At 71.4% G+C, this 24,254-nt stretch carries 26 protein-coding genes and 1 tRNA gene; 17 read left to right on the top strand and 10 right to left on the bottom strand.

The window, feature by feature from the left end:
- Positions 1 to 20: 20 nt before the first annotated feature.
- Positions 21 to 374: a hypothetical protein gene (locus RB614_RS32095; RefSeq protein ID WP_308716429.1), complete on the bottom strand. Its 354-nt coding sequence runs from the start codon at positions 372 to 374 to the stop codon at positions 21 to 23.
- A gap of 330 nt (positions 375 to 704) precedes the next feature.
- Positions 705 to 1,577: an FAD:protein FMN transferase gene (locus RB614_RS32090; protein ID WP_308716428.1), complete on the bottom strand. Its 873-nt coding sequence runs from the start codon at positions 1,575 to 1,577 to the stop codon at positions 705 to 707.
- A 126-nt stretch (positions 1,578 to 1,703) separates the two neighbouring features.
- Between RB614_RS32090 and RB614_RS32085 the strand changes: the two genes are divergently transcribed.
- Together RB614_RS32085 and RB614_RS32080 are read left to right on the top strand one after the other, a co-directional pair.
- Positions 1,704 to 2,759 carry a 3-isopropylmalate dehydrogenase gene (locus tag RB614_RS32085; protein WP_308716427.1) on the top strand — a complete coding sequence of 352 codons (1,056 nt, stop codon included), beginning with the start codon at positions 1,704 to 1,706 and terminating at the stop codon, positions 2,757 to 2,759.
- Between the two features lie 88 nt (positions 2,760 to 2,847).
- Positions 2,848 to 3,945, top strand: a complete 1,098-nt coding sequence (locus RB614_RS32080; RefSeq protein ID WP_308716426.1) for a branched-chain amino acid aminotransferase — start codon at positions 2,848 to 2,850, stop codon at positions 3,943 to 3,945.
- A gap of 93 nt (positions 3,946 to 4,038) precedes the next feature.
- Here RB614_RS32080 and RB614_RS32075 read toward each other — a convergent pair whose 3' ends face one another.
- The 4 genes from RB614_RS32075 to RB614_RS32060 form a co-directional block, all read right to left on the bottom strand.
- Complete coding sequence (locus RB614_RS32075; protein ID WP_308716425.1) at positions 4,039 to 5,490, bottom strand: hypothetical protein; 1,452 nt, start codon at positions 5,488 to 5,490, stop codon at positions 4,039 to 4,041.
- 158 nt (positions 5,491 to 5,648) lie between these two features.
- Positions 5,649 to 5,942 (bottom strand): hypothetical protein, encoded by a 294-nt coding sequence (locus RB614_RS32070; protein ID WP_308716424.1) that lies wholly within the window; start codon positions 5,940 to 5,942, stop codon positions 5,649 to 5,651.
- A 64-nt stretch (positions 5,943 to 6,006) separates the two neighbouring features.
- On the bottom strand, positions 6,007 to 6,732 hold the full coding sequence (locus tag RB614_RS32065) for a tyrosine-protein phosphatase (RefSeq protein ID WP_308716423.1): 726 nt from the start codon (positions 6,730 to 6,732) through the stop codon (positions 6,007 to 6,009).
- Between the two features lie 81 nt (positions 6,733 to 6,813).
- Entirely contained in the window at positions 6,814 to 7,176 is a 363-nt protein-coding gene (locus RB614_RS32060) for a PRC-barrel domain-containing protein (protein WP_308716422.1), read from the bottom strand.
- Between the two features lie 253 nt (positions 7,177 to 7,429).
- On the opposite strand from RB614_RS32060, the gene cimA reads away from it, so the two are divergent.
- The gene (gene cimA, locus RB614_RS32055) at positions 7,430 to 9,022 is read left to right on the top strand and encodes a citramalate synthase (RefSeq protein ID WP_308716421.1); all 1,593 of its coding nucleotides are present in this window, start codon (positions 7,430 to 7,432) and stop codon (positions 9,020 to 9,022) included.
- On the opposite strand, the gene RB614_RS32050 is transcribed toward cimA, so the two are convergent.
- Entirely contained in the window at positions 8,996 to 9,955 is a 960-nt protein-coding gene (locus RB614_RS32050) for an endonuclease/exonuclease/phosphatase family protein (RefSeq protein WP_308716420.1), read from the bottom strand. The two genes, cimA and RB614_RS32050, sit on opposite strands and share 27 nt — an antisense overlap.
- 92 nt (positions 9,956 to 10,047) lie before the next feature.
- Between RB614_RS32050 and RB614_RS32045 the strand changes: the two genes are divergently transcribed.
- The 10 genes from RB614_RS32045 (at position 10,048) to RB614_RS32000 (ending at position 19,157) form a co-directional block, all read left to right on the top strand.
- A complete protein-coding gene (locus RB614_RS32045; protein ID WP_308716419.1) occupies positions 10,048 to 10,998 on the top strand; it encodes a GNAT family N-acetyltransferase in 951 nt (316 codons plus the stop codon).
- An 11-nt stretch (positions 10,999 to 11,009) separates the two neighbouring features.
- Positions 11,010 to 11,417, top strand: a complete 408-nt coding sequence (locus tag RB614_RS32040) for a TIGR03668 family PPOX class F420-dependent oxidoreductase (protein WP_308716418.1) — start codon at positions 11,010 to 11,012, stop codon at positions 11,415 to 11,417.
- A gap of 364 nt (positions 11,418 to 11,781) precedes the next feature.
- Entirely contained in the window at positions 11,782 to 12,807 is a 1,026-nt protein-coding gene (locus tag RB614_RS32035; RefSeq protein ID WP_308716417.1) for a glycoside hydrolase family 11 protein, read from the top strand.
- A gap of 380 nt (positions 12,808 to 13,187) precedes the next feature.
- Positions 13,188 to 13,400, top strand: coding sequence for a hypothetical protein (locus RB614_RS32030; RefSeq protein ID WP_308716416.1), 213 nt, complete (start codon positions 13,188 to 13,190; stop codon positions 13,398 to 13,400).
- Positions 13,397 to 14,422 carry an AAA family ATPase gene (locus RB614_RS32025; RefSeq protein WP_428983151.1) on the top strand — a complete coding sequence of 342 codons (1,026 nt, stop codon included), beginning with the start codon at positions 13,397 to 13,399 and terminating at the stop codon, positions 14,420 to 14,422. The genes RB614_RS32030 and RB614_RS32025 overlap by 4 nt, the downstream gene beginning before the upstream one ends.
- A gap of 34 nt (positions 14,423 to 14,456) precedes the next feature.
- Positions 14,457 to 15,437, top strand: coding sequence for a DUF58 domain-containing protein (locus RB614_RS32020; protein ID WP_308716415.1), 981 nt, complete (start codon positions 14,457 to 14,459; stop codon positions 15,435 to 15,437).
- Complete coding sequence (locus tag RB614_RS32015; protein ID WP_308716414.1) at positions 15,434 to 16,393, top strand: VWA domain-containing protein; 960 nt, start codon at positions 15,434 to 15,436, stop codon at positions 16,391 to 16,393. The genes RB614_RS32020 and RB614_RS32015 overlap by 4 nt, the downstream gene beginning before the upstream one ends.
- 11 nt (positions 16,394 to 16,404) lie before the next feature.
- Complete coding sequence (locus RB614_RS32010; RefSeq protein WP_308716413.1) at positions 16,405 to 17,286, top strand: S1C family serine protease; 882 nt, start codon at positions 16,405 to 16,407, stop codon at positions 17,284 to 17,286.
- A 9-nt stretch (positions 17,287 to 17,295) separates the two neighbouring features.
- Entirely contained in the window at positions 17,296 to 17,973 is a 678-nt protein-coding gene (locus tag RB614_RS32005; protein WP_308716412.1) for a response regulator transcription factor, read from the top strand.
- Positions 17,973 to 19,157, top strand: a complete 1,185-nt coding sequence (locus RB614_RS32000; RefSeq protein WP_308716411.1) for a sensor histidine kinase — start codon at positions 17,973 to 17,975, stop codon at positions 19,155 to 19,157. Before RB614_RS32005 ends, RB614_RS32000 begins: the two co-directional genes overlap by 1 nt.
- On the opposite strand, the gene RB614_RS31995 is transcribed toward RB614_RS32000, so the two are convergent.
- Both RB614_RS31995 and RB614_RS31990 read right to left on the bottom strand, forming a co-directional pair.
- Positions 19,150 to 20,169, bottom strand: a complete 1,020-nt coding sequence (locus RB614_RS31995; protein WP_308716410.1) for a pectate lyase family protein — start codon at positions 20,167 to 20,169, stop codon at positions 19,150 to 19,152. The genes RB614_RS32000 and RB614_RS31995 overlap by 8 nt on opposite strands.
- Positions 20,170 to 20,179: 10 nt before the next feature.
- Positions 20,180 to 21,241 carry a pectate lyase family protein gene (locus RB614_RS31990; protein WP_308716409.1) on the bottom strand — a complete coding sequence of 354 codons (1,062 nt, stop codon included), beginning with the start codon at positions 21,239 to 21,241 and terminating at the stop codon, positions 20,180 to 20,182.
- 123 nt (positions 21,242 to 21,364) lie between these two features.
- Here RB614_RS31990 and RB614_RS31985 point away from each other — a divergent pair, with 123 nt between their 5' ends.
- Together RB614_RS31985 and arfB are read left to right on the top strand one after the other, a co-directional pair.
- Positions 21,365 to 22,030 carry a hypothetical protein gene (locus RB614_RS31985; RefSeq protein ID WP_308716408.1) on the top strand — a complete coding sequence of 222 codons (666 nt, stop codon included), beginning with the start codon at positions 21,365 to 21,367 and terminating at the stop codon, positions 22,028 to 22,030.
- Positions 22,031 to 22,034: 4 nt separating this feature from the next.
- Positions 22,035 to 22,466, top strand: a complete 432-nt coding sequence (arfB, locus tag RB614_RS31980; RefSeq protein WP_308716407.1) for an alternative ribosome rescue aminoacyl-tRNA hydrolase ArfB — start codon at positions 22,035 to 22,037, stop codon at positions 22,464 to 22,466.
- On the opposite strand, the gene RB614_RS31975 is transcribed toward arfB, so the two are convergent.
- Positions 22,429 to 23,268: a 3-methyladenine DNA glycosylase gene (locus RB614_RS31975; RefSeq protein ID WP_308716406.1), complete on the bottom strand. Its 840-nt coding sequence runs from the start codon at positions 23,266 to 23,268 to the stop codon at positions 22,429 to 22,431. The two genes, arfB and RB614_RS31975, sit on opposite strands and share 38 nt — an antisense overlap.
- 23 nt (positions 23,269 to 23,291) lie before the next feature.
- On the opposite strand from RB614_RS31975, the gene RB614_RS31970 reads away from it, so the two are divergent.
- Complete coding sequence (locus RB614_RS31970) at positions 23,292 to 24,068, top strand: fumarylacetoacetate hydrolase family protein (protein ID WP_308716405.1); 777 nt, start codon at positions 23,292 to 23,294, stop codon at positions 24,066 to 24,068.
- Between the two features lie 77 nt (positions 24,069 to 24,145).
- A tRNA-Gln gene (locus tag RB614_RS31965) sits at positions 24,146 to 24,217 on the top strand.
- Positions 24,218 to 24,254 lie beyond the last annotated feature (37 nt).

Below are 24,254 nucleotides of genomic sequence, written 5' to 3'. Positions count from 1 at the left end.
GAGCTTTGATCACGAGGGCGTCATACGACCCGGCTCGGCGGCGGGTAGACCGTGCCGTCCTGCAGGTCCAGGAGCATGAGGTCGTACTCGCCGGCGAAGTGCTCGATCGCCTCCAGCACGGCGTCGGCGCACGACTCGGTGAGGCACATCAGCACGTGGTCGGTCGCGACGTGCAGGGGAGTGTCGGCCCAGGGAGTGTCCGGGACCGGCTCCTTGTCCGGGTACCGGGCGGTCAGCTCGGCGTAGAAGGCCCCGATCCGGCGGTCGACTTCGCCCTCCGCGTGCTCACCTTCGCGGCACAGCTCATGCGCCGCCCGTACGTCCGCTGGCGTGGCGCCATCGTCCAGGGCCCACACGACGAGGTCAAAACTCACGGGCACAGATATTGCCATCCGGTGAACGATCGGGGGTGCCCACCCCGCGCGACACGCTGCGGGGGGTGCTTGCCTTGCGCGAGGTCGGCCCGAATCGATAGCGTGTTCACTTGGTTACGCACCGCGTGGGCCGGTCTTCGGGTGACGCGGCCGGCGAGGTGTGTTTCCGCACCTCCCGTGTGCGCGAGCCACGCGTACCCGAACTGCCGATCAGCCTCCGCGGTCACTTGCCGAGACCGCGGAGGCTGATCTTCCTTACCCCCTGGAGTAGAGCTCTCGTGCCCGATCCCGGGCCGGCCTCCGCGCCGGTGACGTGGTCACCGCCCCGGCTCAGGCGGGACGGCAGTCGGCGAAGAGCATCCGGTAACCGTCCACAGTGGGAAACCAGCCCAGCCCCGCCGGCCCGGCGGCGAAGAGGGCCGTGGCGTACGCGTCGGCGATGGCCAGGTCGGGACCGGTCACCACGGCCGAGCCGACGTGGCGCACCGTCGCTCCGGTGTGCGGGTCGACGACGTGACCCCGGTGGCCGGTGATGCCGGAGGTGCCGACCGCGCCCTCGGTCATCTCCAGCACCATCGCCACCCGGCGCGGCTCGCGCGGGTCGTGGATCGCGACGCGCCACGGCCCGCCGTGCGGCGCGCTGCCCCGTACCGTCAGATCCGCCTCGCTGACCACGGCGTAGTCGCTGATGCCGGCGGCCCGCAGCCGGGCCGCGGCCCGCTCCACCGCCCAGCCCTTGAGCAGCCCGCCCGGGTCGAAGCCGCCCGGCACCGCCCACGCGTCGAACCACCCGTCGGTGGCCGCGCGCATCGCGTCGCAGCGGGCCACGATGTCGGCGAGCGGCGGGTATGCCTCCGCGGTGACCTCGCCCCGGCGCAGCAGCGACACCAGGCTGCCGCGGCGCAGCGGGCTGTAGGTCACGTCGATCGCGCGGAGCTCGGCGACCGCGTCGGCGATGGCCAGGCTGACCGTGCGGCGGGTCATCCACTCGGGCGCGACGAGCATCAGCGAGAAGTCGGCGGCCGAGGTGTGCACCGCGTGCCGGGCGACCAGGCGGCCGGTGGCGGCCGCGGTGGCCGCCCCGAACGGCCGGTTGGCCTGACCCTGGTAGCCGAGCCAGAGGTCGGCGCGCCCCCGCCCGTCTCTGGGTCGCGCCGCCCGTGCGACGCTTCGGCTCGGCAACGGGGCCCGCTGGATCGTCATGATGGAGAAGGTAGGCCCTCAAGTTGACCGGATCATGGGGATTGCCTGAGAAAGACCTGTGTACCAAATCTTGGGACTCGCGTACCGAGAACCGAGACGGGCGATTAACGTTCCTTCAGCACGAGCATGCATAGGCCGGAGGGGTTCGACGTGGCACGCATCGCGGTGGTCGCCGGTGACGGCATCGGGACCGAGGTGGTCGCGCAGGCCCGCAAGGTCATCGACGCCGTGCTCCCCGGGGTCACCGCGACGGAGTACGACCTGGGCGCCGCCCGCTACCACCGCACGGGCGAGGTGCTGCCCGACTCCGTGCTCGCCGAGCTGGCCCAGCACGACGTGATCCTGCTCGGCGCCGTCGGCGACCCGACCGTGCCGCCCGGCGTGCTCGAGCGCGGCCTGCTGCTCAAGCTCCGCTTCGCCTTCGACCAGTACGTCAACCTCCGCCCCTCCCGCCTCTGGCCGGGCACCGCCAGCCCGCTCGCCCAGGTCAAGCCCGGCGAGATCGACTTCGTGGTGGTGCGCGAGGGCACCGAGGGGCTGTACGCGGGGGCCGGTGGCTCGCTGCACCGCGACACGCCCGCCGAGGTCGCCACCGAGGAGAGCCTCAACACGCGGCACGGCGTCGAGCGGGTCATCCGCGACGCGTTCGGCCGGGCGCAGCGCCGCGAGCGGCGCAAGGTGACGCTGGTGCACAAGACCAACGTCCTCACCCACGCGGGCTCGCTGTGGTCGCGCGCCTTCGAGGCGGTCAAGGCCGAGTTTCCGGACGTCGAGACGGAGTACCAGCACGTCGACGCCGCCGCCATGTTCCTGGTGACCCAGCCGCAGCGCTACGACGTGGTGGTCACCGACAACCTCTTCGGTGACATCCTCACCGACATCGCCGCCGCCGTCACGGGCGGCATCGGGCTCGCCGCGAGTGGATGCATCAACCCGTCGCGCGAGTTCCCCTCGATGTTCGAGCCGGTCCACGGTTCGGCTCCGGACATCGCCGGCAAGGGCCTGGCCGACCCGGTCGCGGCCGTGCTGTCGGCGTCCCTCCTGCTCGACCACCTCGGCCACGCGGACGAGGCCCGTCGAGTATCCGAGGCGGTCGCGGCCGAGCTGGCGTCCCGTACCCCGGGTGCCCCGCTGCGCACCGCCGAGGTCGGCGACCGGCTCGCCGCCGCTGCCGCGGCGTAGCCGCTCCTCTTCCCCCTTCTTCACCCCCGCGCTTTTAACGAGCGTTCGGGGTATCCTGCACTCCCATAGTTACGGAGGTTCCAGCGCGATGAGCGGTGGTGACAAGCTCGACTTCGAGATCCGTCCGAATCCTCAGCCGGTATCGGCCGCCGAGCGCGCCGCGCTGCTGGCCAACCCGGGCTTCGGTCGCATCTTCACCGACCACATGGTCACGATCCGGTACGCCGACGGTAAAGGGTGGTACGACGCCCGGGTCGAGGCGCGCGGCCCGATCCCGATGGATCCCGCCTCCGCGGTGCTGCACTACGCGCAGGAGATCTTCGAAGGGCTGAAGGCGTACCACGCGGCCGACGGCGGTGTGACGATGTTTCGCCCGGACGCCAACGCCCGGCGGTTCAACATCTCGGCCGAGCGCATGTCGATGCCACACCTGCCCGAGCAGGTCTTCCTCGACTCGCTGCACCATATCGTCGAGATCGACCGCGAGTGGATCCCGGCGACCGAAGACAGCAGCCTCTACCTGCGCCCGTTCATGTACGCCAGCGAGGTCTTCCTCGGCGTGCGACCCGCGCTCGAGTATCTCTACGTTCTGATCGCCTCGCCCGTCGGCGCCTACTTCTCGGGCGGCGTCAAGCCGGTCGCCGTGTGGATCTCCCAGGAGTACACGCGGGCCGCACCCGGCGGCACCGGCGCGGCCAAGTGCGGTGGCAACTACGCCGCCTCGCTGGCCGCCCAGGCCGAGGCCATCGAGCACGGCTGCGACCAGGTCGTGTTCCTGGACGCGGTCGAGCGCAAGTACGTCGACGAGCTCGGCGGCATGAACGTCTTCTTCGTCTACGACGACGGCACCATGGCCACCCCGCCGCTGACCGGCACGATCCTGCCCGGCATCACCCGCGACTCGGTGCTGGCGCTGGCCGCCCGCGAGGGACGCACGGTCGAGGAGCGCCCGGTCAGCTTCGACGACTGGCGCGCCGACGCGGCCAGCGGCCGCCTCCGCGAGGTCTTCGCCTGCGGCACGGCCGCGGTCATCACCCCGATCGGCGTCGTCCGCACGCCCGACGGCGAGTTCACGATGGGCGACGGCGGCCCGGGCGAGGTCACGATGGCGCTGCGCGAGCAGCTGGTAGCCATCCAGCGCGGCCGCGCCGACGACCCCTTCGGCTGGGTGCACCGCGTCCTCTAGCCGCACTCTCCGCGCCCCGCGATCTCACCCCGGCCCCCGCGTGGCCGGCGGCCGCCTAGGCCCTGTTTCGAAAATCCTTGCCGGACGACGAGGTCAACCGATCTGGTTGCCCGCCGCGTCGTAGGCACGCACGGTCGGTCTCGCCATGAAATCCGAGTTCGGGGCGTAGTAGGCATACGCGCCACCGGCCACCTGAGCCGGAAGGACCTGGCCGCCGGAGAACACGATCTCGACCTTTGCCACCTCGGGTGCGGCCCAGCCCCAGCCGAGGTGGCCCGGTCTGCCCGAGACGTTCTGCGTTCCGGCGGGCGCGGTCTTGGCTCCGGCTGGCAACCGATACGGGCCGTACTCGCCGGACGAGCGGTCGCTGGTGTCGCAGGTCACGATCTTCCCGGTTGGCAACGTCGCGACTGTGAACTCCCCACCATCGACCGGGATGACCGGCCCCTGCCGCAGCAGGGCCGGATCGGCGTCGAAGCGAGGTGGGCAGGCGAACGCCGTTGCCCGTTTCGCCTCGCCGGCTGCCGCGGGTCCCGGCGAGATCGGGGTCTCCGGACCGACCCGCAACAGCGACGCGATGGCCTCGGCCCAGACACGCAACGCGGCCACGCCAAGCCCCTGCCGCCGTAACACGAGGAGGTGGTAAATGGTGCCGGACGGTTCTCCCGGCACAGTACGCAGGACGATACTTGCCTCGTCGTCGTTCACGCGTGCCGGAAGGCCGGCGATCGTGAATTCGCCTCCCATGCTGTCGCGAAGTTCGTACTCGATGTCGAGTCTTGCCTGTCGCGTCTCACCGGACTTCACCACCAAGCAGGCATTTGTCCGGCCAAGGTCGGCCTCGTGGGCGGCCGGCCCGGTCCCGGAATCGTCGTGCAGCGCCGAACACAGAACCCTGGCCTGCACGGGAGCGGGTAGATCGAGCAGTGCGACGCCCTCTACCGGCCCGGTGTGTTCGAACCGCACCGGCCAGCCGGGCGTTTTCGGCCTGTCGTCGAGGATCGCGGGCATCAGGGCCTCGATCGTCCTGCGAACGATGCCGGGCAGCCCCGGCTCGGCACCCTGCTTGGCCACGACCCGGACGTAGAGGTTCATCCCTTCTCGCGAGTCCAGACCCACTGCCGCGGCCGGCAGCAGTTCAGCTGCTCCGTGCATCGCCTTTTCACTGTCGGCACCGATACGCGCCGGGTGGCCGTGAACGGTCTCCAGCCCAGGACCGATCTCGTCCAGCAAGAACAGTTCGGTACTCACCTCCATCGCCAGGGAGGCGTTGTCGAGAACGCATTGCGACCTGCCGAGGGAGTTCTGGACCGTCCGGCTCACCGGTGCGCCGAGCACGTCACGCCACCGCGCGGGATCGAGAGCCTGGCACAGCAGTTGCGCGCTGGTTTCCTCTTGGACGTAGGCGATTCCGTCGCCGTAGGGCATGGTCACCGGGCGCAGGCCGGAATCGGGCGGGAACGGTGGCTCAGGCTGCGCGTCCCCGGCCGAGCAACCCGCCAACAAGGCCGCTACGAGCACAGACAAGGCAGGAAACCGGCTCACGCGTCGGAACGTATACGGTCAGCGCGGGGACCAGTCCCCGGAGCCCGATCAAGCAGACCTTCCCAGGCGGCGTCATCGCCCGCGCCCTGCCCCTGACCCGCCGCCGTCGCGCCGCCGCTAGGCGGACGGATGTGTGTGTGCGGGAGGCTCTGAGACGCTCAGTGGCGGGGCCAGCCGTGGTCGAAGATCGGGTAGCGGTCCGCGGCCGGTACGGCGGAGGCGTGGAAGACGGCGGCGTCCAGACCCAGCGAGCCGTCGTCGTCCGGGTCGTCGTCCCAGCGCGGCGCCCACTCGATCGTGAACGCCTCGCGGAGGCGCATCGCCACCGCGTACGCGACCTCGGGCACGGCCGCCTGGTCGATCGTCTCGCCGCGGAGGGCGAGTTGCGCGTACAGCTCGCACGAGATGGCGTTGCGGAGGCGGGCCACCTCGGCCGGCACGTCCTCACTCATTCCCTCACCGTCGCCTCCCGGCCGAGGACCGTCAATCGGCGGTGGGATGTCCCACAGCGGGCGGTCAGGACAGCAGGTGGGTGCGCAAGGCGCTGAGCTGCTCGGGCGTGATGCCGGCGGCCAGCAGGTAGCCCTCGGCCGAGCCGTGCCGCTCGCGGAGCTCGCGCAGAAACAGCAGCATCGCCTCGGCGGGTGAGGAGAAGTACGGGCGGGGGACCTCCTGCAAGCGGACCGCGCGGCTGCGCAGGAACTCCGTGAAGCGCACCGACGCCGCCGTGCTCAGCGCGTAGTCCGCGGCGATGTCCTGGTCGCTCACGCCGAGCGCCGACAGCGTCAGCGCGCACACCACACCCGTGCGGTCCTTGCCGGCCACGCAGTGCACGACGACCGGGGCGGCACCCTCGTCGGCGATCACGCCGACCGCGGCGCAGATGCCGGCCGCGCCCTGCTCGGCCAGGTCGTGGTAGCGGTTGGCGAGGTAGCGGGCGACGCCGACCTCCTCCTCGAACGGGATCTCATCCCAGTCCTGGTGCTCGGGGTGGATGTGGCGGTAGCCGAGCCCCACGTACGCGGGGACGCGGCCGTCGCGGGTGACCTCGCGCGGGCGGCGCAGGTCGATCACCGTGCGGACGCCCAGCGCGGCGAACGCCTCGGTGTCGCCGCCGTCCAGGCGGTGCAGGGAGTCGGAGCGGAAGAGGCGGCGCCAGCGGACCGGGCGGCCGTCGTGGCCCAGGTAGCCGCCGACGTCGCGGAAGTTGAAGGTGGTGGTGAAGGGGAGCGTGCGATCCACTTCGACACGGTAACCCCTCACAACAGCCGGGGCGCCCCCCGTCGAGGGGACGCCCCGGTCCTTCAGAGGGAGGGAAACGAGCTAGTACAGACCGCCGTAGTAGGAGCCGAGCTTGTCCCGGTAGACCTGCTCGGTGTACGTGTTCTCGTCGAACTCGGGCGCGGACTTGATCTCGTCCTTCGTCCGGTCCACGTACACCCTGCGGTCCTCGTGGTCCGCGTTGTTGACGACGCCAGCCGGCAGCATGACCTTCTTGCCGAAGATCCACGGCCCGGTGTCGACCACCAGGTAGCTGGCGCTCACCTCGTAGCTGCACCGGTCGATCTTTCCGATGCTGCCGTCGGTCGCCTCCACCTTGTAGCCGACGAGGTCCGCGCCGGTCACGCCGGCGTCGTCACGGTACGTCCACGGGTCGAACCTGTTCACGGCTATCACTCCTTCCAACCCCGGACGTACCCCATATCGAGGCTCACCTAACCCGGCCGCACCACCGAGGTCCAGGAGACAGGCCCCGGCGACACCTTCCCGAGATGTGGACCTTGCTTTCCAAACGTGCCGGCACAGTGGCAGAGTGTTTCCTCGTGACCCACCTCGCCCTCATTATTGGCACCTAGCGCGCCGGCACCCCTCACGCCGAGCGCGCAGACCTCCCGCGACCGCGGGGGGTCTTTTTGTTGGAACAGGAGAGGAAGAAGCCATGACCTTCCAGGTGTACGACACCACGCTCCGTGACGGGGCGCAGCGTGAGGGGATCAGCTACTCCGTCGTGGACAAGCTCGCCGTGGCGAAGCTGCTCGACGAGTTCGGCGTCGGCTTCATCGAGGGCGGCTGGCCGGGTGCCATGCCCAAGGACACCGAGTTCTTTGCCAGAGCCCGCAACGAGCTACCCCTTAAACACGCGGTGCTGGTGGCGTTCGGCGCGACCCGCAAGGCCGGCCTCGCCGTCGCCGACGACCCCCAGGTGCGCGCCCTGCTCGACGCCGAGACGCCCGCCGTCTGTCTCGTCGCCAAGTCGGACATCCGCCACGTGGAGCGGGCGCTGCGCACCAGCGGCGCGGAAAACCTGGCCATGGTGCGCGACAGCGTCGCCCACTTCGTGGCCGAGGGGCGGGGGGTCTTCCTCGACTGCGAGCACTTCTTCGACGGCTACCGCTACGACCCCGGGTACACCTCCTCGGTGGTCTCCGCCGCGCTCGAGGCGGGCGCCGAGGTCGTGGTGATGTGCGACACCAACGGCGGCATGCTGCCGTCGCGGGTGACCGGCGCGATCGGCGAGCTTGTCGAGCGCCTCGGCGTCGGACCGGAGCGCCTCGGCATCCACTGCCAGAACGACACCTCCTGCGCGGTCGCCAACACGATCGCCGCGGTCGAGGCGGGGGTGAAGCACTTCCAGTGCACCGCCAACGGGTACGGCGAGCGCCCCGGCAACGCCGACCTCTTCGCCGTCGTCGCCAACCTCCAGCTCAAGCTCGGGCTGCCCGTCCTACCGGATGGCTGCCTGGAACAGATGGTGCGCGTCTCGCACGCCATCGCCGAGATCGCCAACATCGCCCCCGACACCCACCAGGCCTACGTCGGGGCCGCGGCATTCGCTCACAAGGCGGGGCTGCACGCGAGCGCGATCAAAGTGGATCCCGTCCTGTACAACCACATTGAACCGTCCATTGTGGGCAATGACATGCGGATCCTGGTGACCGAGATGGCCGGCCGGGCCAGCATCGAGCTCAAGAGCCGCGAGCTCGGGCTCGACCTGGCCGGCCATCCGGAAGCCCTCTCGACGGTCACCGGCCGGGTGAAGGAGATGGAGGCGCGCGGGTGGTCGTTCGAGGCGGCGGACGCCTCCTTCGAGCTGCTCGTCCGCTCCGAGCTGCCCGGCGAGAGCACCGCGAAGCCGTTCGCCCTGGAGTCCTACCGGGTCCAGGTCGAGCACCGCGAAGACGGCGCGGTCGTCTCCGAGGCCACCGTCAAGGTCCGGGTACGGGGTGAGCGGGTGATCGCCACCGCCGAGGGGAACGGCCCGGTCAACGCCTTGGACGAGGCGCTGCGGGTGGCGCTGCGCCGGCACTACCCGGCGCTGGCCCACTTCGAGCTCGCCGACTACAAGGTGCGGATCCTCGAGGGGAGCCACGGCAGCGGCGCGGTCACGCGGGTCCTCGTGGAGACCGTCGACGGCAGCGGCCGTGACTGGACCACGGTGGGGGTACACGAGAACGTGGTCGAGGCGAGCTGGCACGCGCTCGTCGACGCGCTCACGTACGGGCTCTCACCCGCCCACCTCGCCGCGCGGTAGCGCCAGCTCGGCGTAGACCGGGCGGTGGTCGCTGCCCGGCAGGCGCAGCACGGACACGTCGCGTACGCCGACGCGGCGGTCCACCAGCACGTGGTCGATGGTGACCGGCGGGATGCGATCCCCGTCGTACGGCCCCCACGTGCCGGTGAGCCCCGCGCCGGCCGCGTCGGCGGCGTCGCGGTAGCCGGAGGCGATCAGCCGGCGCAGCGGCGCGTGGTCGAGCGTGGCGTTGAAGTCGCCGGCGAGGATGCGCACCGGACCCTCGGGCGTGGCCCGCGGCTGCCCGTCCAGGTCTCGCTCCCAGGTGCTCAGCCGGCCCAGCGAGTACGGGGCCGCCGGGTGCACCGACTCCACTGTGGTCGGTGCCGCGCCGGGGGCGGTGAGTGTCCCGTACGCCTGGGTGAAGCCGCCCCCGTTCTGCCGTACGCCGGTGCCGGTGAGCGGAAAACGGGAGTACAGCCCGGATCCCTCGGTGCCGGCGATCGGGTTGAGCCGCCGGTGCGGCATCAGCTCGGCCAGCCCGAGCGCGTCGAGGCGCTCGGCCGCCGCAGGCGTGAACTCCTGCACCGCCAGCACGTCCACCTCGTGCTCGCGCACCAGCCGCACGAGTGTCTCCGCGTCACCCGCGCCGGCGAGCAGGTTGGCGGTGAGCACGCGGAGCGTGGGGCCCTCGGTGTGGGACGCGCCACCGATCGCCCGCGGCACCACGACCGCGATCAGCGCCACCGCGGCGACGAGCGCGACGCCCGCCGGCCACCAGCGCCGCAGGGCGAGGGCGAGCGCGACGGGGACGAGGCTCCAGCCGGCCACGTACGGGGTGAAGGCGAGCAGTTGCACGAGCGGCCCGCGCTCCACGCCCAGCAGCCGCACGGCCGCCCACAGGACGCCCGGTGCGGCCACCGCCCAGCAGAGCAACGTCAACCCTCTCGCCATGCCTCGACGGTAGCCACAGTGATCGACTCGGCTGTAACGGAACCGGATAAATCGGTTGTCGGGACTGTGTGGGTTCGGTGGAGACTGGAGCCTTGACCGACGAACTGACGATCCGGCCGATCAGCGGGCCGGAAGAGCTGGGGCTGTTCAACTCGTTGCCCTACGTGCTCAACGAGGAGCTGGCCGACGACCTCGCGATCGGCCGGCGGCGTGCCGCGTGGATGTGGGTCGCCACCCGAGGCGACGGTGTCGTGGCACGGATCGCCTGGTGGGGCAGGGAGTCGGAGCCCGTACCACTGCTGCTCGATCTTTTTGATCTTGATGAGGCGGTGCCGGACCGGCGGGCGGTGGGTGAGCGGCTGGTCGCCGCGGCCATGGCCGCGGTCGTGCCGGCGGGCCGGGAGCCGCCGGAGTACCTGCGCATGGTGCCGTCCGACTGGGCGGACCGACCGGCGCCGGTCGAGGAGCGGATGGCGATCCTCGCCGGCACCGGTGCGCGGCCGCTGGTGGAGCGGCTGCGGTTCGAGTGGCGGCCGGGCACGCCGCTGCCGGAGCCGCGCGGGCGGCTGGCGTTTCGGCCGGTGCGCGACGCCGACGAGATGGTGGGGCTGATGATCGACGTGCTGGAGGGCACGCTCGACGCCCACAGCCGCGACGATCTGCGCTCGATGCCGCCGCGCGAGGCGGCGCGCGAGCACTTCGACCGTGAGCTCGCGCACTACCGCAGCCCGCGCGAGTGGTGGCTGGTCGGCACGCTGCCGGACGGCGAGCCGGTGGGGTTCGCGTGCCCGGCGCGCAACGACTACGGACCCATCATCGGATACATCGCGGTGCGCCCGGCCCACCGCGGCAACGGATACATCGACGACCTGCTCGGCGAGGCCACCCGTTTCCTGGCGGGCCAAGGGGTGCCGCGCATCCGGGCCGCCACCGACGTCGCCAACGTGCCGATGGCGCGGGCCTTCGAGCGTGCGGGGTACCTGAACTTCGAGCGCGTCGTGACGATGGTCTGGAGCGCGCCGCCGGAGTCCGGCGCGGAGTAGCGTCAGGTCTTGTGGACATCGCCGCCCGCCACCGCTTCGCCGCCGCCCGGGTTGCGACACTGGCCACGGTGGACAGTGACGGCGCGCCGCACGTGGTGCCGGTGACGTTCGCGGTGGACGGCGACACGGTGTGGTCGGCGGTCGACGCCAAACCGAAGCGGAGCCGCGCGCTGCGCCGGCTGGACAACATCCGCGCCAACCCGCGGGTGACCATGCTGGCGCACCACTGGGACGAGGACTGGTCGGCGCTGTGGTGGGTACGCGCCGACGGCCTCGCCGTGGTGACCGCCGAGCCATCCACTGTGGAGCGTGTGGCCGGCCTGCTGCGGGAGAAGTACGAGCAGTACCGCGCCGTGGAGGTGCCCGGTCCGGTCATCCGGGTGGCCGTGGACGCCTGGCGCGACTGGAGCGCCACCTAGCGCGGTGGCCACCGGCGTCCGGAAACTCTCCGAAAGTTTCGGTCAATGTTGGTCGGCCGACGATCGTCCGGCACCGCCTCGCTGACCAGCAACAAGAGCTACCCCAGCGGCGTACCGCCCCGGATAGGTTTCGTAAATGTTCCGGGAACCGTTGACAAGGTGACGGGGCCGAAACAATACTGTGCCATCGGCAGGCATCAGTTGCTGTCGATCCAGGTCACCCCACGGGACCTGGTCCTCTGCTCGTCGACCGGCCAGCCCGCCGCGTCGTGCGCCGCCGGCACCGCGGCCGTTCCCCCGGCCGCCGGCGCGCATCACGGTGCCTGACCGCCCCGCCAGCGCTCACGAGGAGGAAACACCCCACATGAACGACGTCCCCGCCCACCCCAGCAGCCGCAGACGCGGCCGTATCAGGATGCTCATCGGCGGCGCCTGCGCCGCGGTGCTGGCCGTCGGTGGCACGGTGATGGCGACCAACGCCTACGCCGAGGCCGACCGGACCGTCAGCTCCAACACCACCGGCACGCACAACGGGTTCTTCTTCTCGTTCTGGAAAGACAGTGGCAACGCCAGCATGACGCTGCGCGCCGACGGCCGGTACTCCAGCAACTGGGGCAGCGGCACCAACAACTGGGTCGGCGGCAAAGGCTGGTCCACCGGTAGCCGGCGGACGGTCACCTACTCCGGCAGCTACAGCCCGAACGGCAACAGCTACCTCGCCCTGTACGGCTGGACCCGCAACCCGCTCATCGAGTACTACGTCGTGGAGAACTTCGGCAGTTACAACCCGAGCAGCGGCGCCACCCGGATGGGCTCCGTCACCACCGACGGCAGCACGTACGGCATCTACCGCAGCCAGCGGGTCAACCAGCCGTCGATCGACGGCACCGCTACGTTCTACCAGTACTGGAGCGTCCGCGAGTCGAAGCGCACCGGTGGCACCATCACCACCGCCAACCACTTCGACGCCTGGGCCCGTGCCGGGATGAACCTCGGCTCCAGCTGGGCCTACCAGATCATGGCCACCGAGGGCTACCAGAGCAGCGGCAGCTCCGACATCACCGTCCGGGAGGGCGGTGGCGGCGGCAATCCCGGTCCCGGGCCCACCACCAGCAACCCCGGCGGTGGCGGCTGCTCGGTGAGCGTCAGCCGCGCCGACGAGTGGAGTGACCGCTTCAACACGACGTTCTCGGTCAGCGGCAGCAGCAACTGGGTCGTGACCATCCGCACCAACGGCAGCCAGAGCCTGCAAAACAGCTGGAACGCCTCGATCAGCGGCACCAGCGGCACGCTCACCGCCAGACCGAACGGCAACGGCAACAACTTCGGCATCACGCTCTACAAGAACGGCAACAACACCACACCGACCGCGACCTGCGCGACCGGCTAACGCATCCCGCACCCACCACCGGCGCGGCGGCCCATACGGGCCGCCGCGCCTTTACATCCCCGCCCCACCCACCCGGGCGATGGGCTGTGATCGAAGCTCCCGTCAAGTCGGGAGAACGGCTTTTAGGGAGCGTCGCTAACGCCGGGGGGGGCGAGGGGCGCTCGTGCGCGGTGGGTGAGCTGTCTGGTTGCTGAGGAGTCGCTCGGCGGTCTTCGGCTGTTTTTCGGGCACTCCTGGTGCCATGGGCATATGCGGGCGCCCGTGGTGCTGCCCCCCAGCTGACGGAACGCGGGCGCCCGTCCGCAAGCGCGCGGCACAGGGGGGCCGGCACACACAGTGCGGCGCGGACACAGTGGCGGGTCGACGGAGGGACGAGATCAATGCGGATCAAGACAATCGTGGGTCTGAGCTTCGCCGGTGCGGTCGCCGCGGTCGCGGTGGCCGGTGGGGTGGCGTACGCCGCCGACGACAGCGGGAGCGCGGGCACGACGGTCAAGATCGTGGAGGACGGCAGCGGGGCCGGCGGGTCGGCCGTGGACTGCCCGGAGAAGAACGGCGGCGAGGGCAGCGCGTCGGCTCAGGAGAACCTGTGACCGAGAACGCGCTCACCCTGGCCGACCTCGAGGCGACGCCACCGCACGTCCAGCTCGAACAGGCCTTGTTTGAGGTCAAGCGGGTGATCGTCGGGCAGGATCGGCTGGTCGAGCGGCTGCTCACCGCGCTGCTGGCGGACGGGCACTGCCTCCTGGAGGGGGTGCCCGGCGTGGCGAAGACGCTCGCCGCGCAGACGCTGGCGACCGCGGTGGGCGGGAGCTTCAACCGGATCCAGTTCACGCCGGACCTGGTGCCCTCGGACATCGTCGGCACCAGGATCTACCGGTCGTCGAAGGAGACCTTCGACGTGGAGCTGGGGCCGGTGATGGCCAACCTGGTACTCGCCGACGAGATCAACCGCGCGCCGGCCAAGGTGCAGTCCGCGCTGCTGGAGGCGATGGCCGAGCGCCAGGTCTCGATCGGTGGGCGGAGCTACCCGGTGCCCGACCCGTTCCTGGTCCTGGCGACCCAGAACCCGATCGAGTCCGAGGGCGTCTACCAACTGCCGGAGGCGCAGCGGGACCGCTTCCTGATGAAGGTCGTGGTGGACTACCCGACCGACGAGGAGGAGCTGGGCATCCTGTACCGGATGGGCACGACGCGGCCGGAACCGCGCACCGTGCTCGACCCGGCGCGCCTGCGCGGGCTGCAGGAGCTGGCGCGGGGGGTGTTCGTGCACCACGCGCTCGCCGAGTACGTCGTGCGGCTCGTCGTCTCCACGCGGCAGCCGGAGCGGTTCGGCGCCGGTGACGTGAAGTCGCGGCTGGCGTACGGCGCGAGCCCGCGGGCCACCCTCGGCCTCGTCGCGGCGGCACGGGCGCTGGCGCTGCTGCGGGGGCGCGACTACGTGCTCCCGGCCGACATCACCGACCTGGCGGTCGACGTGCTGTCGCACCGGCTGGTGCTGTCGTTCGACGCGGTCGCCGACGGGGTGGGCGCGGACACCGTCGTGCGCCGGCTGGTCGAGGCGGTGCCACCGCCGCGGATCGCACCGCACCAAGCCGAGAAAGCCGCCGCATGACCTTCGCGGGGGTCGCCCACCGGGACGGAGCCACATGAACGAGGGGTACGCGTCCATCCACGAGCTGGCCCCGGAACGGCGGCTGCGGCGGCTGGAGCTGACCATCACCCGGCGGCTCGACGGGCTGCTGCACGGCCAGTACCTCGGCCTGCTCCCCGGAGCCGGCAGCGAGCTGGCCGGCAGCCGGGAGTACCGGCCGGGCGAGGACGAGGTGCGCCGCATGGACTGGGCGGTCACCGCGCGTACGACCGTGCCGCACGTCCGCGAGGTCGACGCGGACCGCGAGCTGACCACCTGGCTGCTCGCGGACGCCACGCCGAGCATGGACTTCGGCACCGCCGAGATCGAAAAGCGGGAGCTTGCCGTGGCGGCGACCGCGGCGGTCGGCTTCCTGACCGCCGGGTCAGGCAACCGGCTCGGCGCGCACCTGCTCGGCGTCGACGCGATCCGGCGCTTCCCGGCCCGCACCGGGCGTACGCACCTGCTCGGCCTGCTGCGCACGCTGCTCGCCGTACCCCGTGGGGGTGAAGGAACCCAGCCACCCGCGCTGGGTGAGGCGATCGCGGGCCTGCGGCGGTCGGCGCTGCGGCGGGGTCTGGTGGTCGTGGTCTCGGACTTCCTGGACGGCCTGCCGGAGTCGGACGACCCCGAGGCCCGGCCGCACTGGGAGGAGGAGCTGCGCCGGGTGGCGGTGAAGCACCAGGTGCTCGCCGTCGAGGTGGCCGACCCGCGGGAGCTGGAGCTGCCGGACGTGGGCCTGATCACGCTGGTCGACCCGGAGAGCGGGCAGCGGCGCGAGGTGTCCACAAGCGACCGGCGGCTGCGGGAGCGGTACGCCGCGGCGGCGGCCGCCCAGCGGGAGACCGTGCGCCGGGCACTGCGCCGGGCCGGCGCGGCTCATCTTCCACTTCGGACGGACCGGGACTGGGTGGCCGACATCGTGCGGCATGTGTACGCCCAGCGCCGCCTCGCGATGGCCGCCACACCGAAGAGAGGAACGGGGGGAGCATCGTGAGTTTCGAAAGTCCGGTGCGGCTCTGGCTGCTCGTCGGCGTAGCCGCCATAGCCGCGCTGTACCTGGTGTTGCAGCGCCGCCGCAGCCGGTACGCGGTGCGGTTTACCAACCTGCGCTTGCTCGACCGGGTGGCGCCCAGGCGCCCGGGGTGGCGGCGGCACGTCGCGGCCACGCTGTTCCTGGCGATGATGGCGCTGCTCGTGGTCGGCTTCGCCCGGCCGAGCGACGACGTGCGGGTGCCGCGCGAGCGGGCCACGGTGATCGTGGCGGTGGACGTGTCACTGTCCATGTTGGCCACCGACGTGGCGCCGGACCGGTTGTCGTCGGCCAAGTCCGCGGCGCGCGACTTCGTCGAAGGGCTGCCCGAGGAGTTCAACGTCGGGCTGGTCGGCTTCGCCGGCAACGCGTCGGTGTTCGTGGCGCCGGTGACCGACCGGACGGCCATGTACAACGGCATCGACCGGCTGGAGGAGGGGAGCGCGGGCGAGCAGGGTACGGCGATCGGCGAGGCGATCTACGCGGCGCTGGGTTCCATCCAGTCGCTCGACGCGGAGGCCGCCGAAGAGCCGCCGCCGGCCCGTGTGGTCGTACTCTCCGACGGCGCCAACACGGCCGGCCGTGACCCGGAGGAGGCGTCCGCGGAGGCGACCACGGCCGGGGTACCGGTGGACACGATCGCGTTCGGCACCGAGTCGGGCGCCATCGAGGGGGCCGGCCGCCGGATGAGCGTGCCGGTGGACGGCGAGACGCTCGAGGCGGTGGCGGCGCAGACCGGCGGCACGTACCACGAGGCCGGCACCTCCGACGAGCTCCGCTCGGTGTACGAGGACATCGGCAGCTCGGTCGGGTACACCACCGAGCGGCAGGACGTCTCGGCCCGGTTCATCGGCGTCGGGCTGGTGCTCGCGCTGGCGGCGGCGGCCGCGTCGATGTTCTGGTTCTCACGCATTCCATAGTGGAGGGTGACGTGACTGACCTAAAGGGACTCGGTGAACCGCGCGGGCCCGGCTTCGTCTCGCCAGACCTGGACTCGTGGGGCGCGCCGCGACCCGGCGTACCAGGGGAGGTCGTCAAGCGTGACCCGGCGCGGTGGCCGCGCCTGCTGCTCGCGGGCCTCGCGGTGGTGGCCGTCTCCGCGACGTCCGGCGCGATCGCCGGCGGAGTGGTGGCGGACGACGAGGCCGCGCCCGGGCCGACCCCCTCGCCGCCCGCGCCGGCCACCACGGCGCCGCCGGCGGCTCAGGGCGGCGTGCCGAACGACCTGGTCGGCGCGGCCGCGACCGCGCTCGCCGGGGTCGTGCAGGTCCGGGTGGGAAACTCGGGCGGCTCGGGCTTCGCGGTGGACGACCAGGGCCACATCATCACCAACAACCACGTGGTCGAGGGGGGCGGCTCGGTCACGGTGGTCGGCCCGGACGGGCGGCGGCTGCCGGCCGAGGTGGTCGGCCGCGACCCGGGCAGCGACATCGCGGTGCTGCGGGTGGATCCGTCGTCCGGGCTGCGCCCTCTCGCGCTGGCGCAGCCCGGCACCACCCGGGTGGGCGAGCCGGTGCTTGCCGTCGGCTCGCCGCTCGGGCTCTCCGGCACGGTCACCGCCGGGATCGTGAGCGCGCTCGACCGCCAGGTGCGGCTCGGCAACACCGGCGCCCGGCGCAACGCGATCCAGACCGACGCCTCGATCAACCCCGGCAACTCCGGCGGCCCGCTGGTGAACGCCCGGGGCGAGGTGGTCGGCGTGAACACCGCGATCGCCACACTGGAGGGCAGCGGCAACATCGGTATCGGCTTCGCCATCCCGATCGAGCAGGCCCAGCAGGCGGCGCAGCGAATCATCAGCGGCGGCGGATAGCGTCGAGCCATGCGCCTGCTCGTTGTGGAAGACGAAGAAGACCTGGCCGAGGCCGTGCGCCTCGGCCTGGTCCGCGCCGGCTACGCGGTGGACGTGGCCGGCGACGCGGCGCAGGCGTACGACCGCCTGGCCGTCAACGCGTACGACCTGATGCTGCTCGACATCAACCTGCCCGACGCCGACGGGTTCGGCGTGTGCCACGCGATCCGGCGCGGCGAGGTGCCCGTCGAGGGCGGCAGCGACCTGCGGGTGCTGATGCTGACCGCGCGGGGCGCGCTGCACGACCGGGTGCGCGGGCTCGACGAGGGGGCCGACGACTACCTGGTGAAGCCGTTCGCGCTCGCCGAGCTGCTGGCCCGGGTGCGCGCGCTGCTGCGCCGCGACACCGGCGGCGGCACGGCGGTGCTGGAGGTCGGCGACGTCCGACTCGACGTGGCCCGGCACGAGGCGAGCGTGGGCGGGGAGGCGCTGCACCTGACGCCGAAGGAGTTCGGCGTCCTGGAGTACCTGATGACCCGCCCGGGGCACGTGGTCTCGGCGGAGGAGCTGCTCGAGCACGTGTGGGACGAAAACGCCGACCCGTTCACGCAGACGGTACGGGTGACGGTGGGCACGCTGCGGCGCAAGCTGGGCGGCGAGGCGATCGAGACGGTCGTGGGTCGCGGCTACCGGTTGAAGGAGTCGTAATGCGTTTTGTCCGCACGATCCGCTTTCGGCTCACCGTGCTCTACTCGACGCTGCTCTTCGCGCTGGCCGGGGCGGGGCTCGTCGTCACGTACATCGCGGTGGAGCGCACCACCGACCCCAAGCCGATCACCAAGTCGTACGAGGCGGGCGTCTACAAGTACGGCGTACGCACCGGCACGATGACCGTGGCCGAGGTCGACGAGATCGAGTCGGCGGTCAACTTCAGCACACTGGAGACGATGCGCAACTACTCGCTGATCGCGCTCGGCGGCCTCTTCGTCGCCAGCCTCGGCATCGGCTGGGTGCTCTCCGGGCGGGCGCTGCGGCCGGTGGGGGCGATCGCCCGTACCGCGCGGGAGATCCAGGCCACCGACCTGTCCCGGCGGATCCGGCTCAGCGGCCCGCGGGACGAGCTGCGCGACCTGGGCGACACGATCGACTCGATGCTCGACCGGCTGGACGAGGCGTTCCGCGCCCAGCGGCAGCTCATCGACGACGCCTCGCACGAGCTGCGCAGCCCGCTCGCGGTCATCCGGGCCAACCTCGACGCGTCGCTGATGGACGCGCCGGACGCCACCGAGCCGGAGCGGGAGCGGGCGGTCCGGGTCATCGACCGGGCCACCACGCGCATGTCGCGGCTGGTCGAGGACCTGCTGGCCACCGCGCGGCGCAACGCGGTCGCGCTCGCCGACACCGACGTGGACCTCGGTGCCGTCGCGCGCGAGGCCGGGGAGGACTTCACCGCCATCGCCGCCGACCGCGGCGTGCGCATCCGGTACGACGTGCGCGGCGACCTGATGCTCATCGGCGACCACGACGCGCTGCGCCGGGCGGCGGGCAACCTGCTGTCGAACGCGGTGCGCCTGTCACCCGAGGGCGGCACGGTGGCCGTGGCGACCGGGCAGGAGGGCGGCTGGCTCTGGCTCGCCATCGCCGACGAGGGGCCGGGCATCTCCGACGACGACCAGCCCCGGGTCTTCGACCGCTTCTGGCGTGGGGCGCACCCGTCCCGCGACCGCCGTACGGGTCTCGGCCTCGCCATCGTGCGGCAGATCACCGAGTCGCACGGCGGTCACGTGTCGGTCTTCTCGACGCTCGGGGCCGGCAGCACGTTCGTGCTCTGGCTGCCGGCCCGGGACCGCACCGACGACGCGCCCGCGCCGTCGGTCTCACCGCTCAGCTGATCTTCCCGGGCCCCGGCGTAAATGTGGAGCGAAGCGGAGCATTTTCGTTGGGTGGTTTCCCGTATCCCGCTCCGCCGCGGACGATCGACGGCACGCTGGCCGCACTGTCCATCGTGTACGAGTAGTAGGTGCGCGGCTCCACAACGGATCCGGCCGCCTCGCAGGTGCCCGAGTTGACGAACGTGTTGCCCCGGTGCACGAGCCGGCCCGGCCCGCTGTCCGCGTACCCGCTCGCGGAGAAGCACGGGTACGGCACGTTCTCGAAGTAGTTGTTCTCCACGACCGCGCCGGCCTGCTGCACCGAGGCGACACCGTAGAGCTCGTTGTTCAGGAAGTAGTTGTTGAACACGTGTACCGGCTCGCCGAAGCGGATGCGCGGGTGGCGCTGCCGGCTGTTGTCGAAGAAGTTGTGGTGGATGGTCACCTTCAGGTGGCCGACGTCGGTTCCGGACGCCCCGTCCGAGTGGCTGATCAGCATGCTCTTGTCGGAGTGGTCGAAGTGGTTCCACGACACGGTCACGTAGTCGGCGCCGCGGACGATGTCGATCGAGCCGTCGACCGCGCCGGAGAACGAGTTGTGGTCGATCCAGATGTGGTGCGACTGCTGCCCGACGTTGACCGCGTCGTCCTCGGCGTTGGTGAAGCGCAGGTTGCGCACGATCACGTTGTACGAGCGGTAGAAGTCCAGCCCACCGCCGTCGATGTGCCCCGAGGTGCCGACCCCGATGATCGTCTTGTTGGGCCGTACCCCCTGCTTGCTGGTGATGTCGATCTTGCCGGCCACCTGGATCGTCAGCGTCTCGGTGCTGTCGATGTAGTCCAGGAACTCGGTGGCGTTGGTCGCGGTGACCGTGCGCCCGCCGGCCCCGCCGGTCACGCCGTTCTGGCCGAGGGCGTTGAGCGAGGCGAACCCGATCGGCGCCGGGTCGGCCGCCCGCGCGGGCGCGGTGGGGGCGACGAAGGCGACGAGAGTGGCGGCCGCGACGGCTATCGCGGGCAGGCGGAGCTTCATGGCACGCACCTCAGATCTTTCCCACGCCGGCGCCGGCCGGCACGACGGTCGGGACGGTGGAGGCGGGATCCGCCGTGTACGGGTAGTAGGTGCGCGGGTCGGGCACGCTGCCCCGTACCTCGATGGCGTGGTTGCAGTCCACGAGGATGTTGTCCCGCTGCACCATCCGGCCGAGGTCGCCGCTGAAGTCGACGCGGCCGGGGTTGTTGACGCTGTAGAAGTAGTTGCCCTCGACCCACAGCCCGGAGTCCATTGTCGACGCGATGCCGTAGCTGTTGTCGTCGTAGTAGTTGTTGTAGACGTGCACGAGCGGGGAGAAGCGCACCCGCGGGTTGCGCTGGTCCGAGGCGTCGAAGAAGTTGTGGTGGTACGTCACGCGCAGCCGGCCGGTGTCCTGCGCGGCGTTGTCGTCGTCGTGCCCGACCAGCGTGGTCTTGTCGTGGTCGTAGAAGCGGTTCCAGGAGACCGTGACGTAGTCCGAGCCGCGCTTGATGTCGACCGCGCCGTCGTCGCCGTTCGAGAGGTCGTTGTGGTCGATCCACACGTGGTGGCTGAACATCTGCACGTTGATCAGGTCGTCGGTGGCGCCGGTTATGGCGACGTTCCGGATGATCACGTTGTGTACGGCGTTCGCCGGCGGGCTCGTCACGTCGTCGTCCACCGGTACGCCGATGTTGAGGCCGCCACCGACCAGGCGGGCGTTCGCGCCGAGGCCGACGATGGTCTTGTCCGAGGTGACGTCGTGCATGCCGTCGCTGGTGCCGGTGGGCAGCGTGATGGTGCCGGAGACCTGGATGACGTAGGGGCCGGAGCGGGCGATGTAGTCGAGGAACTGCGCCGTCGTGGTGACCGTGACCGTGGGGCCGCCGGCACCGCCGGTGGTGCCGTTCTGCCCGAGCGCGTCGACGGCGGCGAAGCCGGTCGGGGCGCTCTCCGCGGCCTGGGCGGGCGCGCCCGGCGCGGTCGGGGTGGCTTGCGCCGCTCGCGCGGCGCCGGTCGGGGCGATGACGGTCAGGCCGGCCACGACGAGCGCGGCGGCGAGGGCGGGCCGGAGCACATGGGCTCGGGGCATGCGGGGTCTGCCTTTCGTGGGTGTAGGCGAGGTGGCAGACCCTCGTGACTGGAAAGCGCTTTCCAATCACGATAGGAAGGCGTTACAGCGTTGTCAATCGGTCATCGCGTACACAATGGACGCGTGACCGATCAGCCCCCTGCCTGGAAGCGCCCGCACCAGGGTGAACACCGCTGGCCGGTGGCGCTCGCGATCGCCCTCGCCATCGCGCTGCAGTTCCTCACGCCACAGGAGCTGGCGTTCGACCCGAAGTGGGTGCTTCCCGCCGTCGAGGTCGGGCTGCTGCTCGGCCTGCTGGTCGTCAACCCGTTCCGGATCGACCGCGAGTCGGCGGCGCTGCGGATGATGGGCATCGCGCTCGTCGCCGCGGCCACCCTGGCGCTGCTCTGGTCCACCGGCCGGCTGGTGCTGGTGCTCGTCCGGGGCCCGGCGGAGGACCCCGGCAAGGTGCTGCTCAGCGGCGGGATCATCTGGTTCACCAACGTGATCGTCTTCTCCGTCTGGTACTGGCTCACCGACCGCGGCGGCCCCGCCGCCCGGGCCAACGCCCGCAAGATCACGCCGGAGTTCCTCTTTCCGCAGATGACCACGCCGGAGCTCACCCACAACGAGTGGCGGCCGCTCTACGTCGACTACCTCTACCTGGCCTTCACCAACTCCACCGCGTTCAGCCCCACGGACACGATGCCGCTGGCCCGCTGGGCCAAGCTGGCGATGCTGGTGCAGTCGTGCGTGTCGTTCCTCATCGTGATCCTGGTCATCGCGCGGGCGGTGAACGCGCTTAACTAGAGGCGTGCCCGACGACCTGCGCGTGACCGACCGCCTGCTCATCCCCGACGGCGAGCTGCGCGAGCGCTTCTCCCGCTCGTCCGGGCCCGGTGGGCAGGGCGTCAACACGGCCGACAGCCGGGTGGAGCTCTCGTTCGACGTGGCCGGCTCGCCGTCCCTCCCGCCCGACCTGCGCGCCCGTGCCGTGGCCCGGCTGGCGGGGCGGCTGGTCGACGGGGTGCTCACGATCGCGGCGAGCGAGCACCGCGCGCAGCTGGCCAACCGGGAGGCCGCGCGGGAGCGCCTGGTCGAGCTGCTGCGCGCGGCGCTCGCGCCGCCACCGCCGCCGCGCCGCCCTACCAAGCCGAGCCGCGCGGCCAAGCAGCGGCGCCTGGACGAAAAGCGGCGCCGCTCCGAGCTCAAGAAGAGCCGTCGAGTCGATCGAGGGCAGCAATGAGGCGGGCGCGCAGCGGAGCCGCCCGTTCCGCGAAGGCGCGCTGTGCCCGCGCGTACTCGTGCCGGCCCTCGGCGGTCTCCACCTTGACCGGCGCGTAGCCGAGGTCGGCCAGGTCGTACGGGCTGGCCCGCATGTCCAGCGCCCGGATGTCACGGGCCAGCGCGAAGGCGTCCGCGACCAGCTCGCTCTCGACCAGCGGCGACAGCTTGTACGCCCACTTGTAGAGGTCCATGTTGGCGTGCAGGCAGCCCGGCTGCTCGTTGTCGTGCTGGGCCTCGCGGGTCGGCTGGAGGAGGTTGAGCGGGCGGGCGGCCGGCGTGAAGAAGCGGAACGCGTCGAAGTGGCTGCACCGCACCGGGCGCTCCTCCACCACGCGCGCCGTCTGCTCGGGGGAGAGGCGCAGCGGCACCTGCTCGTGCCGTACGCCCTCGGCCCGGTAGACCATCGCCCACTCGTGCATCCCGAAGCACCCGAAGCTCGCCGGCCGCCCCGCGGTGCTCGCGAGGAGCGCCCTGATCCACCCGGTGGACCTGCGCTTCGCGATCGTCGGGTCGAGCGTGACGCCGCCGCTGGTCTCGACGTAGTCGCGGTCCGGCTCGCCGTCCCTGAGCGTGACGCCGGCGCCGGGATGCCAGCGGCGCAGCTGGGCGGGGCGATACGAGTAGTACGTGAACAGGAAGTCCTCGACCGGATGCTTGACGCCGGCCCGGCGGCGGGCCAGGTGCGGCGCCAGCCACGCGTCGACGCGCGCCTCGTGCGCCGCACGGCGGGCGCGCCACTCGGTGGCGTCCAGGACCAGCACCCGTCCAGGGTAGGTTGAGGGTTGTGCGTATCGCTCGTTTCGTTCATGCCGGCGGGATGTCGTTCGGCGTCGTGGAGGGCGACCCGGACGGGCTGACGGTCGCCGAGATCGAGGGCCACCCGTTCGGGCAGATCTCGTTCACCACCCAGCGCTGGGCCCTCGCCGACGTGCGGCTGCTCTCGCCGATCCTGCCGAGCAAGGTGGTGTGTGTCGGTCGCAACTACGCCGACCACGCCGCCGAGCTGGGCAACGAGGTGCCGAAGGAGCCGCTGCTCTTTCTCAAGCCCTCGACCTCGGTGATCGGCCCGCGCGACGCGATCCGGCTCCCACCCCAGTCCAAGCAGGTCGAGCACGAGGCCGAGCTCGCGGTGGTCATCGGCCCACCCGGCGCGCGGCGGGCGGACCGCGCGGCCGCCGAGCGCGCCATCTTCGGCTACACCTGCGCCAACGACGTCACCGCCCGCGACCTGCAGAAGGCCGACGTGCAGTTCACCCGGGCGAAGGGCTTCGACTCGTTCTGCCCGCTGGGCCCGTGGATCACCACCGGCCTCGACGTGGGCGACCTCGAGGTGCGCTGCGAGGTCAACGAGGAGGTACGCCAGCTGGGCCGCACCAAGGACCTGGTCTTCGACGTGCCCACCCTGGTCTCGTACGTGTCGCACGTCATGACGCTCCTGCCAGGCGACGTGATCCTGACCGGCACCCCGGCCGGCGTGAGCCCCATCATGGCCGGCGACAACGTGGTGGTGCGGGTCGAGGGCATCGGTGACCTGGCCAACCCCGTCGTGGCGCTCGACTGACCCGTGGGTCGATTTGGGTGCCGGCCGTGCGGTCGGGTAGAGTTCCCCCTCGGTGCGGCCCCTTGGGCACGTGCCGATGGGGTATGGGGTAATTGGCAGCCCGACGGATTCTGGCTCCGTTAGTCTAGGTTCGAGTCCTGGTACCCCAGCAGCCGATGTCCGACAAGGCGCCGGTGCTGGTCCTCT

It is taken from the genome of Phytohabitans maris, assembly GCF_031085175.1.
GTDB classification, from domain to species: domain Bacteria; phylum Actinomycetota; class Actinomycetes; order Mycobacteriales; family Micromonosporaceae; genus Phytohabitans; species Phytohabitans maris.
Note: the sequence above shows the minus strand (reverse complement) of the source record. Positions and strands in the feature narration are given on the sequence as shown.